This is a genomic window from Oceaniglobus indicus, assembly GCF_002751875.1.
GTDB classification, from domain to species: domain Bacteria; phylum Pseudomonadota; class Alphaproteobacteria; order Rhodobacterales; family Rhodobacteraceae; genus Oceaniglobus; species Oceaniglobus indicus.
In genome coordinates this window covers 1-13,542 of the sequence record NZ_NMZM01000008.1, presented here as the reverse complement: position 1 = coordinate 13,542, position 13,542 = coordinate 1, and the positions used below count along the sequence as shown (strand labels likewise).

Genomic DNA, 13,542 nt, shown 5'->3' with positions numbered 1-13,542 from the left:
ATGCCTTACCCCGGTCGCGACGACAGGCAGAAGGCACAGTGGCATGTATCGCGTCTGGAACTATGTGACGAACTATTCCCTGCTGCTGATACTCGGGGCGCTGATCGCCCTGGTCTGGGCGAACACGGACCCGCAGGGTTATCGCCACGTCGTCGAATATCCGCTCATGTTCAATGACGTGGTCGGCGTCGACGCGTCACGATGGCTGATCGCCCACGGCTCCGACTTCGGGATCGACGGCATCGGCGACGTCAGGCGGGTGCTGACCTTCCATTTCCTGGTGAACGATATCCTGATGGCGTTCTTTTTCGCCGTCGCGGCCAAGGAAGTCTGGGAGGCCGTGATCCTTGAGAACGGAGCGCTGCGCGGCAGAAAGGCCGCGACACCGCTGATTGCGACCGTCGGCGGCATGCTGGGGCCGATCACCGCCTACCTGGGCCTTGCGCTGTTTCTCGGCTCGGACGTTTACGACGCGGTCCAGCGTGGCTGGGCCGTGCCCACCGCCACCGACATCGCGTTTTCCTATCTGGTCGGGCGGATGGTGTTCGGGGCTGGCCATCCGGCAGTGCGGTTCCTGCTGTTGCTGGCCATCGCCGACGACGCCGCCGGGATGATTATCCTTGCCGTCTTTTATCCTTCGGGCGACCTGGCGCCGGAAATGCTGCTGGTGTCGCTGGCAGCCGCCGTCGGGGTTTTCGGCATGTGCAACTGGCTCCCGCGTCGCCTGGACCGGCACAAGGAATTGCGGCCCAATTCCACATGGATGCGCGAAAGAATGTCGTTCTGGCCTTACCTGCTGGCCGGTGCGATCAGTTGGTGGGCCTTTCAGCAAAGCGGCCTGCATCCTGCGCTGGGCCTGCTGCCCATCGTGGCCACCCTGCCCCATGCCGACCGGGCGTTCGGCATCTTTTCAGAGGCCGAGCAATATCTGACCGACCTTCTGAACCATGCGCAACAGGCGCTGAAACACCCGGTCGAGGTGGTGCTGTTCTTTTTCGGATTGCTGAACGCGGGGATCGAATTCAACGCCATCGGCGCCGCGACATGGCTGGTTCTGGCCGGTCTGATCGTGGGCAAGCCGCTGGGAGTCTTCGCGTTCGGCTGGATCGCCGCCCGGCCCCTGGGGCTGGGGCTGCCGCGGGGGATGCGCCACGCGGATCTGGCGGTGGTCGGTGTCGTCGCTGCCATCGGCTTTACCGTCTCGCTGTTCGTGGCCTCGGTCGCGTTCGCCACGGGGCCCCTGCAGGATGCGGCGAAGATGGGCGCCCTGTTCAGCTTTGGCGCCGCGATCCTGGCGGTGATCGCCGGCAAACTGGCGCGGGTGCAGAAACGCAACTGACCCCGCTTCGGCGCGTGCGGGGGCGGCGTGACAAATCCGGTCAGATTGCGGCGGATGACGCCAAGTTCATCGCGCGATCTGACATAATATGGTCCAAATACCTTTATAGTGTGGCGTTAACCACAGCCATGTAAGTTGTCGGGGAACCTGAACAGGCGCCGGGGCGCAGATGATCGAATTCGAAAACGTCAGCAAATCCTTCTGGACCGGATCCCACCACAAGGTGATCCTGGACCAAGCGTCGTTTCGCGTCGAGCTGGGCAATTCCCTGGGGATTCTGGCACCCAACGGCACCGGCAAGACGACGCTGATCAACATGATGGCCGGGTTGGAAAAGCCCGACGAGGGGCAGATCACCCGCACCTCGCGAATCTCGTTCCCGCTGGGGTTCATGGGCGGTGTGATCAACCGGCTGTCGGGCACCGAAAACGCCCGGTTCATCGCCAAGCTCTATGGCATCGATCCCGACTACCTCGAGGCGTTCTGCCGCTGGCTGTGCGGTCTGGGTGAATATTTCGACATGCCGGTGGGCACCTATTCGGCGGGGATGCGATCGCGGCTCAGCTTTGCGTTGCTGCTCGCGCTCGAGTTCGACATCTATCTGATCGACGAGGGGATGCCATCGACCACCGATGTGGAATTCAACCGCAAGGCCGGCGCGCTGCTGCGCGAGCGGTTGGAATCATCGACCATCATCGTGGTGTCACACCAGGCGGAAACGCTGGAGAAATTCTGTCGTTCGGCAGCGGTCCTGATGGAAGGACAGTTGTTCATGTTCGACACACTGGAAGAGGCGAAGGCGCTGTATGACTACGAAACCCAAGGTTAAGAAGTTCCGCATCCGCCGCTCCAGCCCCCTGGCGACGATCGTGGCGGAAACGGACAAGCCCGCCGCCGCCGACGCGGCACAGGCGCCCGCAACACCGCGCGCCGAGTCGTCCATCGCGAAGGTCGTGGATCCGACGCCGACACCGACTGACGCGCCGCCCCCGCGCGACGCCGACACCGCCGACGCCGCCGACCGTGGGCGCGCGGCGCAGGCGGTGCGCGCCGATGCCGCCATGGCAAGCGGCAGGCAGGCCGACCGGGCCGCGGGCGAACCGCCAACCCCGACCCCAGCCCAGGACGCCAGCATCTCGGACGCCGACGATGTGCGCTCGGAAGACGATATAAACGCCCTGCGCAAGGAAGGGTTGACCGGCCGCCAGTTGCGCATGGCGCGGCGGCTGGCCCAGAAGCATGGGCTGACCGCCACCTCCGACTTCGACGCGGTGCGCCAGTTGCGCGCCAGGGGGATCGATCCCTTCGAACGTTCCAGCATGCTGGAACTGGTCGTGCCGCAGAATGAGGGCCAGACCGGAACATCGCTGGGCGAAAGCCGGGTGCAGTTGCCCCAGACGATGGACCCGCGGCAGGTGCCGTCGACGACCGTTCCACAGCCCGCCGCACGTCCCGACCCCGTGGCCAACCGCATCCGCGAGATTTCGGATATCCAGCGCGACATCGCCCGGCGCAGACGGCGCAAGTCGCTGTTGCTGTTCACGCGGCTCTTGTTCTTCGTCGGACTGCCGACGATGCTGGCCGGCTATTACTACTATGTCATCGCCACCCCGATGTATGCGACGAAGTCCGAATTCGTGATCCAGCAGAGCGAGGGCGGCGCCGCCAGCGGCGGCGCCCTGGGCGGATTGTTCTCGGGAACCGGCTTTGCCACCAGCCAGGATTCGATCACGGTGCAAAGCTATCTGCAATCGCGCGACGTGATGCTGCGGCTGGACGGCGATTTGGGCTTCAAGACCGTCTTTTCCGACCCGTCCATCGACGCGATTCAGCGCCTTCCAGACGACGCCAGCAACGAAGACGCCTACAAGCTGTTCAAGAAGAACGTCGAGATCGGCTATGATCCCTCGGAAGGCATCATCAAGATGGAGGTCGTCGCCCCCGACCCCGCCATCAGCGCCGAATGGTCGCGCAAGATGATCGAATACGCCGAGGAACAGATCGACAACCTGACCCTGCGCCTGCGCGGCGACCAGATGGAAGGCGCCTTGGACAGTTTCGCCGACGCCGAGGCAAAGATGCAGGCGGCACAGGCGCGGGTGCTGGAATTGCAGGAAAAGCTGGGCGTTTTCGACCCCACCGCCGAAAGCGGCGGCGTGATGAGCCAGATCACCACCTTCGAGGTTCAGCTTCAGGAAAAGCGGCTGCAACTGCAACAGCTTCTGGACAACCGCCGCCCGAACCAGGCGCGCGTCGACGGCGTGCGGGGCGACATCGAACGCCTGGAAAACCTGGTAAGCCGGCTGCGCGGCCAACTGACCGACGGCACCGGTGACGGCAGTTCGCTGGCCCGTGTCAGCGGCGAGTTGCGGATGGCCGAAGTCGATCTTCAGACGCGCACCCTGATGATGCAGCAGGCGCTGCAACAGCTTGAAACCGCCCGTATCGAAGCCAACCGCCAGGTTCGTTATCTGTCCGTCGGCGTCAGCCCGGTGCCCCCGGACGAGGCGACATATCCCCGCGCGTTCGAAAACACGCTGCTGGCTGCGCTGATCTTTTCCGGGATCTACCTGATGTGTTCTCTGACCGCGTCGATCCTGCGCGAACAGGTTTCGGCCTGACGCCCCACGCCCGGCCCTTTTCACGGTAAACTGCGCAGGTTACCCTTCGCGCAGTTCCGCCGCGAAGGACGCCGCCCATGTTTTCGATCCTCGGTCCGTTTCTGCGACTGCTGGCCTTTGCGCTGTTCACCGCGCCCGTGTTCGCACAGGGCGGGCCGGACGAGATACCGCCGCAGAACGACACCACCATCGAAGCCAGCGATCTGGCCGAACAGGTCGCAACCGACGCCCGCCTCCGCGACCGGATCCGCGCCATCCTGATCGAGTTGGAAGGCTATGAAGACGTCAACGTCACCGTGCGCGCGGGCATCGTGACCCTGACCGGCGAAGTGCTGGACCTTGCATCGTCGGCGCGCCTCGAAGAGTTGATCGGCAGGATGGACGAGGTCGTGACGATCCAGAACGAAGTGGTCGAAACCACCGATCTGGCAAAACGGCTGAACCCCGCGGTCGAACGGATGGTGGTGCGCGCGCGGCAACTGGCGGCCGCCCTGCCGCTGGTCGCCATCGCGCTGACCGTCGCGCTGGTGGTGCTGTTCGTCGGTCTGCGCCTGGCCCGCATGACGCAGCCCTGGGAACGGCTGGCGCCGAACGCCTTCATCGCCGACATCTATCGCCAGATGGTGCGCATCGTCTTCGGCATCGCCGGGATCGTCATCGCGCTCGACATCCTGAACGCCACCGCGCTGCTTGGCACCATCCTGGGCGCCGCCGGCATCATCGGCCTGGCCATCGGTTTTGCCGTGCGCGACACGGTCGAGAATTTCATCGCCTCGGTCATGCTGTCCGTGCGCCAGCCGTTCCAGCCCAACGATACCGTCGAGATCGATGGCGACCAGGGCAAGGTGATCCGCCTGACCAGCCGCGCGACGATCCTGCTGTCGTTCGATGGCAACCACATCCGGATCCCCAACTCGACCGTGTTCAAGAGCCGCATCATCAACTTCACCCGCAACCCCGAACGCCGCTTCAGCTTTGACATCGGGGTCGAGGCCGAGAGCGATCTGAAAGCCGTGCGTCAGTTGATCGAGGATACGGTGACCGCAATGCCGTTCACGCTGGACGCGCCGGGCACGACGGTCTGGATTCAGGATATCACCGACAGCGGCGTGATCTTCACCGTCACCGGCTGGATCGATCAGCGCACGACGTCGCTGTTGCGCGCCCGCGGCGAAACCCTGCGCTTGGTGAAACAGGCGATCGAGGATGGCGGCTTCGCGATCCCCGACACCACCTATCGTATCCGGATGGACACGCCCCCGTTCGCGACCCTCACCGAAACCTCGGACGAAACGGCCCCCGCCCCCACCCCGCCGCAATCACCTTCGCCCCGCGCCCCAACCCCCGGCGAGGTCGAGGTTGTCGGCATCGACGCACAGGATGACGAAGCCCTGGAAGAGATGATCGCAACCGAACGCGATGACACATCCAACCCCGATCTGCTGCGGCGTGACGCGCCAATCGAATAGACGCCAGAAATCTGACCGGAACCGGGTTTTTTGCCCTTGCACCACGCCCGCCCCAACAGTAGAACCCGCTCGAGTTGGGGTGTAGCCAAGCGGTAAGGCATCGGTTTTTGGTACCGTGTATCGTAGGTTCGAATCCTACCACCCCAGCCATTGACCAGAAAAAACGCATACTTCCCAATGGGATAGCCGTTGATCAAGCGGCCAGCCTCCCGTCTCCACGTCGTGGTGGTTCACAAACTGGTTCACATGGACGCCGAACGCGGTCCTCGAACCCGGGCCGAAGATGGGGCCTTCATCTCGTCCGCAGAAACAGCATCTTCCATTTCCGCCGCCGGTGGCCCGAAAAACTTCGACGTCGGGGCGCCCCGGAATTTCTGTCTGTTTCTCTACGCACCCATGTCTTCTCCAGCGCGGTAAAGCGGTCGGCCGACCTGCTGTCCGCGCTGGAAGCGGGAGAGAGAAACGTGCCGACGGAACTTCCGGATACGACGGCAAATGCAGACCGTGTCCGGGCAACGCTGCAGGAGATCGTGCGGCGGGCGGTTGCGGACATGATCGCACGCCAGGAACGCAAGGCCCCGCCCGTTACCTCTGATGCCGACCTCAGGCGGATCGATGCCCAGACCGACCGGATCCGCGACGCCCAGCGCGCCCGCGACTGGTCGGTCGCCTCGGCCTTTGCCCGAGAGATCGCGCGGGAACACGGGCTGAACCCCGAGGCCGTCGAGGCGCCCGCCGTCGGCCGACAGGTGCTCTCGCTGTTGCGGCGGCTGAACGATTTGTGCGTCCGAATCGAGCGGGATTTCGATGATCCACTCGATGCCGGACGGGATATTCTTCGCGACCATGACATCAGCCCGACCCGCGAAGCCCTGAAACCGCCGATGCCGCTGTCGGGGCGCGATCGAGAAAGCCTGTCAGGAGGCGCCGCGCGATGTGGAAAACAAGATCCGGGTCGTCGGGAAACCTGCGCTTGCCTTCTTCGGTGAGCGTCAGACACGCCTGAACCCCAGCCTCAAAGAGCGACCCAGGCGTCCGCGTTTTCCGGACCTTTTCGCGTTCCAGACCATGTCGAGATCGAAAAAGACCGCCAGCGAGCCTTGATCGCGCAGCTGCGTTACCTTCCTGCACGTTCTGTTCGGTCGCGTATCAGCAGGATGGTATCGACTGCATCCAGCTTCTCGTGACATACTTCGACATCACCCCGTGCAAGTGCGTTCGCAGCGTCGAGACGAAGCCACATAAGACCCGTCGCCTTCTCTTCCTTCATGAGCGGGGCGGCTTCCATGACGGCAAGCGAACGCGCCATCCGTTCCTGGCAATCCAGGACTTCGTGATCATCGGCATGCGACACCGAGGACAAACAGAGCACGATGAGAGCCGCCGCAAAATGGCGCAGGGGCATCATGCGCCATCCCTCAGCTCGCGCGCGCGGTCCATGAATGCAGAGACACGATCGGTTTCGACCTCGTTCCACCAGACACTGCCCGCCTTGAGCGACGACCCCACGATAACGCCACGGCACTGCATCAGAATGCGGTCCAGATTGTCCCTTGTCACGCCGGACCCAACCACGACGGGCAGTCCTGTCGCGCCGGTAACCGTCGCAAGTTCGGTGTCGGTAACCGCATCGCCTGTGCGCTGGCCCGTTGCGATGACGACATCCGCGTCGAAGAATTCCAGATCCCGGGTCAGTTCCTCTATCGTACGGTCTGCGGTGATGGCGTGGGCTCCGTGCTTGACGTGGCTGTCAGCAAAAATCGCGACATTATCCGCTGCGATCTGTCGACGATAGCGCATGGCGAGGGCTGCTTCGCCATCAAGCAACCCTTCGTTCGAGACATAGGCATTGGCCCACTGGTTGACCCGAATGAACAATGCACCGCTGGCCGATGCAGCGGCCAGGGCCGGTATGGGAGCGTTGGCAAGGATGTTGATCCCGGTGGGCAATCCGGTTTCGGCGATCACGGCGCGGGTGGTCGCGGTGATGAAGGCCGTGGTTTCATGACCGATGTCGGCAGGCCGAAGGAACGGCACGTCACCGTGATTCTCGACGATCAGACCATCAACGCCACCTTCGGCATAAGCACGGGCATCCTTCAGCGCCGTTTCGATGAGCGCATCCATGCTTCGACCGTCATAACGGGGGCTTCCCGGGAATGCCGGACAGTGAATGACCCCGATCACGGCATGTCTTGTCTTGAACATTTTCAAAATTTGATCACCACCGGCAGACTTCGAAGAAATTGTCACGATCTGTTGCTCCAACTGCGTATTTGATTGGTTAAAGGTTGTCGGCTTATCTCTTACGTCTGAAAAATATTCAAGAAAAGGTTTGATCTGGCAAGGTAAACCCGTCAGAAATTGTAAATATTCAAAAAATGAACAGGGAGAGACATCATGAAGAGAGTTTTGAGATCTGCCGCAAGCGGGGCCGCGCTTACGCTGGCGGCCGTGATGCCGCAAGGCGCTGCCGCACAGGACAAGGACTATACGATCTGCATGGTCACGTTTTCATTGCAGGTTCAGTACTTCCAGAAGACAGTCACCGGCGCCGAGAAGGCGGCCGAAGAACTGGGTGTCGAGCTTCTGGTGTTCGACCCGCAAGCGGACGCCACCAAGCAGGTCACGCTGGTCGAGGACTGCATCGCGCGCCAGGTCGACGCCATCATCCTGGACCCGATCGAAAGCAATTCCCTGATGGGACCGATCGAAGAGGCCGGGGCGGCGGGGATTCCGATGGTGACCCTCGACACCCGTATCGACCACCCCAACGTCTTGGCGCTGATCGGGGTCGAGCAATACGATACCTCGGCCGCGTTCGGCCGCTATGTCGCGGGCTATATCGCGGGCAAGCTGGATGGCGAGGCTTCGATCGGGTTGATGATCGCCTCGTCGGAAGTGCAGATCGCGCGGCGTGACGGCTTTGTGGAAGCCGTGAAGGCAGTGCTGCCGAACGTCAAGATCGCGGCCGAAGGCGATGGGCGCAACATTCTGGAACGGGCCACGTCGGAGGCCGAGAACATGCTGACGGCCAATCCAGATATCAACGTGGTCTATGCCACCGGTGATCCACAGCTTCAGGGCGCGCTGTCTGCCGGTCTCAGCCAGGGGCGTGATATTGCATTCTTCGGCTGGGATGACATTCCCGACTATTTCATCCAGCCGATCGACGAAGGGCGTTTGCAGGGGTTCCTGCTGCAGGATTCCAGCTTCAACGGCGAACAGGGGGTGCGTCTTCTGGTTCAGCACCTGAACGGCGAGGATATCCCGAACCGGGCATCCTATATCCCGTCGATCGTGACCCCCCACAACATCGACGAGTTCCGCTGAGACGGGCGGCATGCGGCCGGAGATCTCCGGCCGCATCTCAAACGAAAAAAGGTATCCTGTGACTGACACATCCCTCGCACGTTCCGGCACGGCGTCGCGCACCCAGCGGCAGGTGATTGTCGCCCTGGTCAGATACGGCATGTTCATCGCGCTGGCGATCTGGTTGATCGCGATGAGCTTGTCGTCCGAATACTTCCTGACGCTTACGAACTTCCTCAATGTGCTGCGACAGGCCGCACCGCTTATCATCATCGGCACCGGAATGACGTTCGTGATGGCCACCGCGGGGATCGACCTGTCCGTCGGTGCCACCGTGGCGCTGATCTCGGTTCTGGCCGCAAGCTGGCTGTCTTTCGGGTTGCCCGTTCTTGTGGTGTTGCCACTGGTTCTGCTGGTCGGCATCCTCATTGGCGCGCTGACCGGTTATATCGTGACATTGGGCGTTCCCGCCTTCGTCGTGACATTGGCGGGCCTGACCTCGATCCGGGGCGTCGCCTTTGTTTATTCCGATGGCTACGCAACCCCCATCAACGACCCCGTGATGATCTGGATCGGTCGGGGTGACCTGTTCGGCATAAACGCGCCGTTTCTGATCGCGATGGTCGTCGCGGTCATCGGATGGTTCGTTCTCAACCGCACACGGTTCGGCCTTCACACGCTGGCGACGGGCGGTCGCGAAGAAGCCGCGCGCGTCATGGGCCTCGGGATCGATCGCATCAAGATCATGGTCTACGCGCTGACCGGCGGGCTTGCGGCGTTGGGTGGCATCGTGATCTCTGCCCGCCTGTCCAACGGATCCCCCAATGCCGGTGTCATGCTGGAACTTGAGGTCATCGCGGCAACCGTGCTGGGCGGCACCAGCCTGTTCGGGGGGCGTGCGACCATTGCGGGCACTGTCGTCGGGGCGCTCTTGATCAATTTCGTGCGCAACGGTCTGAACCTGATGGGCGTGAACCCGTATTGGGTGCAGGTGGTGACGGGAATTATCCTGGTCGTGGCCGTTCTGATGAATACGGTGCTGAACCGCAGGGTCGAAAGCTGGGCACGAGCCACCACCGAGGAGGATGAGGAATGAGCGTCAACCACATCGAGATGCGGAATATCTACAAGTCCTTCGGTGCTGTAACGGCGCTGCATGATGTCAGTCTTGAACTGCAGGCGGGCAAGGTTCTGGGGCTTGTCGGTGACAATGCGGCGGGAAAATCCACCCTGATGAAAATCCTGGCCGGAGCGATACCGCCCAGCCGGGGCGAGATCCTGATCGACGGCAAACCCGCTACCTATTCCAGTCCGATCGGTGCACGTGAGTCAGGGATCGAGATGATTTATCAGGACTTCGCGCTGGTTCCTGAACTGACGGTTGCGCAGAATATCTTCCTGGGACGCGAGATCACGCGCAGCTTTGGCGGCATCCGGGTTCTGGACCGCAAGAAAATGAACGAACGCGCGCGCAAATTGTTCTCATCGCTCGGGCTGCGGGTGCCTTCGGTCACGCTATCGGTCCAGGCCCTTTCCGGCGGTCAGCAGCAGGCCGTCGCCATTGCCCGCGCCACCGGTTTCGATGCCCGGCTGGTCATCATGGACGAGCCGACGGCAAATCTCGGTGCGCCGGCAATCGAAAAGGTTCGCGACACGATCACGGGCCTGAAAGAGGCGGGCGTATCGGTGATCATCATCAGTCATCGTCTTGAAGACATTTTCGCGATCGGCGATTACATGATGGTGATGAAGCAGGGGCGTGTGGTCGGCCGTCGTGACGTTCACGACACCGACAACGCCGAGATCGTGGAGATGATCGTGACCGGACAGGATCCGCGACGTGCAGGCAAGGCTGTGGCATGACGAAACGGCCGGCTCTTGCCGATGTGGCACGCCTTGCCGGCGTATCTCTTGGCACCGCATCCAATGTGATGAACGCGCCCGAACGGGTTCGCCCCCAAACCCGCGATCAGGTCTATGCCGCCATGCGCGAGCTGGGCTATGGTCCCAAGGGATTTGTCTATCCGGCCAATCCCGAGCCCTATGCCTCCGAGCCGGATGAGGACCCGGACCGACCGTTCCTGATGACGGTTGGATACATCTCGGTCGATCTGCTTGCCAGCATCGACGTGATGCCCCATCGCAACGATCGGATCACCGCCCAGAGCATTTCGAAACACCTGGGTGGTCCCGCCGCGAACGTGGCGGTTGCCGCCGCAGGGCTTGGTCCGCCTTTTGCGCTGGACGTCGAACTTGCGACCGCGATCGGCAAGGATCCCGACAGCATGTGGGCCCTGGAGCGACTGGCCAACAGCGGCGTCCGGGCCCGCGCCGTGCGCAACCCGTTTCGGGATCGTCTGTCGCGTTGCATCGTACTTCTTGAGGGTGACGGCAGCCGCACCAAGATAAACGAACCGCTGACCAGCAACGAACAGGGCCTGCTGCCGCAGTTACCCACCCTGCCCGCGCGCCGCCCCAGCCAGCTTCACGCCGACGGCTATCATATTGAGGCCCTCTTGCCTCTCGTTGAGCAGTTGCATGCCATTGGCTGGCAGATCAGCACCCATGACACAGGGCTGCCGGATCGTTTCCTCACGCCAGAAGGTTTTGAAAGACTGGTGATGTGTCTCGATACGGTGTTCATCAGCCGGCGCACCGCCGCCCGCATCCTCGACAGTGGCCTTGCTGCGAACCATCTGATCACCGGAATGGGAACGTTGCTGAAGAAGTTAAGGGGGCGCTGTGACGTTATCCTCACGCTTGGTGCCGACGGCGCGGCCGCTTTTCCGGCCGATACTGCCAACCCGATCCGAATCCCGGCACCCTCGGCGCGTCTTGTGGACGGAACGGGGGCCGGTGATTGCTTTGTCGGCACTTATCTCGCCCAACGTCTGCATGACACCCCCGTCAAGGAAGCAGCCATGCGCGCCGCAATCGCGGCAGGCCTGTCCATTACCGCGGCGGGCGCCCAGGGCCGCATCGTGCGGGCCGGCGAGATCATGGAAAACGCAGAAACCGTCGCGGCTGTGCAAGGAGCGGCCGGTTCATGACTGTTTATGTGGTCGGAAACGTCACCGAAGACCTCGTTTTCACGTTGCCCCGCTTGCCACAGGAAGGCGAAACGTTGATCGCGACGTCCCGCCTTTCCGAGATGGGTGGCAAAGGCCTGAATCAGGCGTTGATCCTTGCGCGTGCGGGATGCGATGTGAAGCTTGTCGCGGCAATCGGAGAGGATGGTGCCGGGGCAACGGCGCGCATGCTTGCCAAGACGGAAATAAGCAATGCGGATCTGATAGTCGTCGATGCACCGACAGACCAGTCGATCATCTACGTCGCTGCGAGCGGCGAAAACCATATCGTGTCCACGGCATCTGCGGCGGACGCCCTGACCCCGGACAAGATAACCAGCGCGCTTGTTGGGCTTGCGGCCGGTGATACGGTCCTTGTTCAGGGCAACCTCGGTCTGGAGGCCACATGCACGGCGCTTCAAATGGCCCGGACTGCAGGCGCCGGAACAGTCGCCAATCCATCGCCGATCCGCTGGAATTGGGAATCGCTCTATCCGCTGATCGACCTCGCAATCGTCAATACCCAGGAACTGGCCTCGCTCGGCAATCACTCATCGATCGAACCTGCGGTCGCGGCCTTGCGCGCGGCGGGGCTGACCGATGTTCTCGTGACACTCGGCGCTGATGGGGCACAATTGTTCACCGTGGCCGATGCGCCGCTGACGGTTCCGGCCGCCCGCACCCGCATTGTCGATACGGCCGGTGCAGGTGACACGTTCTGCGGTGTCTACCTTGGCGCCGGGCTCAGCGGATTGCCCCCCGATCGGGCGCTGAAAGCTGCGGCGCATGCCGCCGCGCTTACCGTGTCACGTCCCGGCACGCTGTCCGCGTTCCCGACCCGCGGCGAAATTGAAACCTGCCTGAGAGATGCCGGAGAACCATGATGAGCCGGGCTGCCGAAGGCCTGCGGCAGCGCCACGCTGAAGCGCTGCGCGGTTTCATCGAACATCCGTTCTTCGTCGCGGCGGCCGATGGTTCACTGTCACCGGCCGCGCGCGACCGCTACTTCCTCAACGAGCGTCATTTCGTTGGCGCGGCGCGGGGAATCTTTGCCCACCTTCTGATCAAGGCACCGGATCTGCCCTCTGCGCGCCATCTGATCGGAATACTCGAAGCGCTGGTCAACGAACAGGAGCCATTGTTCGACCGTATTTTCGCGTCGTTGTCGCTCAGCACCGCGTCGGCACCGCGACCTGCCGCAGTGGCTCTTTCCCGGGGAATGACGCAGGTCGCACAGGAACGGTCCTATGCCGAAGGTATTGCCGCAATGCTGGCGGCAGAGTGGACCTATGGGACGGTTGCAACCACTCATGACTGGAACGCCGCCACGGATCAGACCATGCGCGACTGGTTCCAGCTTCATGCCGAAAGTCGGTATCTCAACGGGGTTTCCTGGCTCGAAAATGAACTCGAGAGGGTCATCTCGACGGAAAACGCCGCTTTGGTTGATCAGGCGTTTCTCGACGCCATAACCCTGGAAATCGCATTTCATGACGACCCGATCAAGGCGTGACGACTTTGAAGGTGTCGATGACATGAACGCGCCCTTCCCCGGCGATCCACGCGCCAAGGTGAGTCTGTAACATCCCATGCGGGCACCAGATCCGGGATCCAAGCCTGACAGTCAATTGTCAGGGAGGTTCTCCATGGTATCCGGTAACCACGCCATTGATACCGCGGCCTATGCGGCTTGACTGGCTGTCTCGGTGGGCCGCGGCACCCAGTTCCAGGGC

Annotated in this window: 13 protein-coding genes and 1 tRNA gene; 12 read left to right on the top strand and 2 right to left on the bottom strand. The window is 62.4% G+C overall.

Annotated elements, in window-relative coordinates:
- Positions 1-43 precede the first annotated feature (43 nt).
- The 6 genes from CFP68_RS12990 to CFP68_RS18645 all read left to right on the top strand — a co-directional run bounded on the left by CFP68_RS12990 (position 44) and on the right by CFP68_RS18645 (position 6,418).
- A complete protein-coding gene (locus tag CFP68_RS12990) occupies positions 44-1,339 on the top strand; it encodes a Na+/H+ antiporter NhaA (RefSeq protein ID WP_099827377.1) in 1,296 nt (431 codons plus the stop codon).
- A gap of 169 nt (positions 1,340-1,508) precedes the next feature.
- Positions 1,509-2,168, top strand: coding sequence for an ABC transporter ATP-binding protein (locus CFP68_RS12985; RefSeq protein WP_099827376.1), 660 nt, complete (start codon positions 1,509-1,511; stop codon positions 2,166-2,168).
- Positions 2,146-3,960: a KpsE/RkpR family capsule polysaccharide export protein gene (locus CFP68_RS12980; protein ID WP_099827375.1), complete on the top strand. Its 1,815-nt coding sequence runs from the start codon at positions 2,146-2,148 to the stop codon at positions 3,958-3,960. The genes CFP68_RS12985 and CFP68_RS12980 overlap by 23 nt, the downstream gene beginning before the upstream one ends.
- A gap of 77 nt (positions 3,961-4,037) precedes the next feature.
- Positions 4,038-5,429: a mechanosensitive ion channel family protein gene (locus CFP68_RS12975; RefSeq protein ID WP_099827374.1), complete on the top strand. Its 1,392-nt coding sequence runs from the start codon at positions 4,038-4,040 to the stop codon at positions 5,427-5,429.
- Positions 5,430-5,504: 75 nt separating this feature from the next.
- Positions 5,505-5,579 (top strand) — tRNA-Gln (locus tag CFP68_RS12970).
- Positions 5,537-6,418, top strand: coding sequence for a DUF6538 domain-containing protein (locus CFP68_RS18645; RefSeq protein WP_420915826.1), 882 nt, complete (start codon positions 5,537-5,539; stop codon positions 6,416-6,418). The genes CFP68_RS12970 and CFP68_RS18645 overlap by 43 nt, the downstream gene beginning before the upstream one ends.
- A gap of 128 nt (positions 6,419-6,546) precedes the next feature.
- Here CFP68_RS18645 and CFP68_RS12960 read toward each other — a convergent pair whose 3' ends face one another.
- Positions 6,547-6,837: a hypothetical protein gene (locus CFP68_RS12960; RefSeq protein ID WP_099827372.1), complete on the bottom strand. Its 291-nt coding sequence runs from the start codon at positions 6,835-6,837 to the stop codon at positions 6,547-6,549.
- Positions 6,834-7,697: a BtpA family protein gene (locus tag CFP68_RS12955; protein WP_241524080.1), complete on the bottom strand. Its 864-nt coding sequence runs from the start codon at positions 7,695-7,697 to the stop codon at positions 6,834-6,836. Before CFP68_RS12955 ends, CFP68_RS12960 begins: the two co-directional genes overlap by 4 nt.
- A 132-nt stretch (positions 7,698-7,829) precedes the next feature.
- Here CFP68_RS12955 and CFP68_RS12950 point away from each other — a divergent pair, with 132 nt between their 5' ends.
- The 6 genes from CFP68_RS12950 to CFP68_RS12925 are packed head-to-tail and all read left to right on the top strand — an operon-like array spanning position 7,830 to position 13,322.
- Positions 7,830-8,762, top strand: coding sequence for an ABC transporter substrate-binding protein (locus tag CFP68_RS12950; protein WP_099827370.1), 933 nt, complete (start codon positions 7,830-7,832; stop codon positions 8,760-8,762).
- Positions 8,763-8,820: 58 nt separating this feature from the next.
- Complete coding sequence (locus CFP68_RS12945) at positions 8,821-9,837, top strand: ABC transporter permease (protein WP_158234172.1); 1,017 nt, start codon at positions 8,821-8,823, stop codon at positions 9,835-9,837.
- Positions 9,834-10,604: an ATP-binding cassette domain-containing protein gene (locus tag CFP68_RS12940; RefSeq protein ID WP_099827368.1), complete on the top strand. Its 771-nt coding sequence runs from the start codon at positions 9,834-9,836 to the stop codon at positions 10,602-10,604. The genes CFP68_RS12945 and CFP68_RS12940 overlap by 4 nt, the downstream gene beginning before the upstream one ends.
- Positions 10,601-11,791 (top strand): PfkB family carbohydrate kinase, encoded by a 1,191-nt coding sequence (locus CFP68_RS12935; protein ID WP_099827367.1) that lies wholly within the window; start codon positions 10,601-10,603, stop codon positions 11,789-11,791. The genes CFP68_RS12940 and CFP68_RS12935 overlap by 4 nt, the downstream gene beginning before the upstream one ends.
- Positions 11,788-12,693: a PfkB family carbohydrate kinase gene (locus CFP68_RS12930; RefSeq protein WP_099827366.1), complete on the top strand. Its 906-nt coding sequence runs from the start codon at positions 11,788-11,790 to the stop codon at positions 12,691-12,693. The genes CFP68_RS12935 and CFP68_RS12930 overlap by 4 nt, the downstream gene beginning before the upstream one ends.
- On the top strand, positions 12,693-13,322 hold the full coding sequence (locus CFP68_RS12925) for a TenA family protein (protein ID WP_158234171.1): 630 nt from the start codon (positions 12,693-12,695) through the stop codon (positions 13,320-13,322). The genes CFP68_RS12930 and CFP68_RS12925 overlap by 1 nt, the downstream gene beginning before the upstream one ends.
- Positions 13,323-13,542: the final 220 nt, after the last annotated feature.

Coding starts and splice junctions, on each gene's coding strand:
- CFP68_RS12980 (WP_099827375.1), top strand. CDS start 2,146: ATGACTACGAAACCCAAGGTTAAGAAGTTCCGCATCCGCCGCTCCAGC.
- CFP68_RS12950 (WP_099827370.1), top strand. CDS start 7,830: ATGAAGAGAGTTTTGAGATCTGCCGCAAGCGGGGCCGCGCTTACGCTG.
- CFP68_RS12990 (WP_099827377.1), top strand. CDS start 44: ATGTATCGCGTCTGGAACTATGTGACGAACTATTCCCTGCTGCTGATA.
- CFP68_RS12975 (WP_099827374.1), top strand. CDS start 4,038: ATGTTTTCGATCCTCGGTCCGTTTCTGCGACTGCTGGCCTTTGCGCTG.
- CFP68_RS12985 (WP_099827376.1), top strand. CDS start 1,509: ATGATCGAATTCGAAAACGTCAGCAAATCCTTCTGGACCGGATCCCAC.
- CFP68_RS12960 (WP_099827372.1), bottom strand. CDS start 6,837: ATGATGCCCCTGCGCCATTTTGCGGCGGCTCTCATCGTGCTCTGTTTG.
- CFP68_RS12930 (WP_099827366.1), top strand. CDS start 11,788: ATGACTGTTTATGTGGTCGGAAACGTCACCGAAGACCTCGTTTTCACG.
- CFP68_RS12940 (WP_099827368.1), top strand. CDS start 9,834: ATGAGCGTCAACCACATCGAGATGCGGAATATCTACAAGTCCTTCGGT.
- CFP68_RS12925 (WP_158234171.1), top strand. CDS start 12,693: ATGAGCCGGGCTGCCGAAGGCCTGCGGCAGCGCCACGCTGAAGCGCTG.
- CFP68_RS12935 (WP_099827367.1), top strand. CDS start 10,601: ATGACGAAACGGCCGGCTCTTGCCGATGTGGCACGCCTTGCCGGCGTA.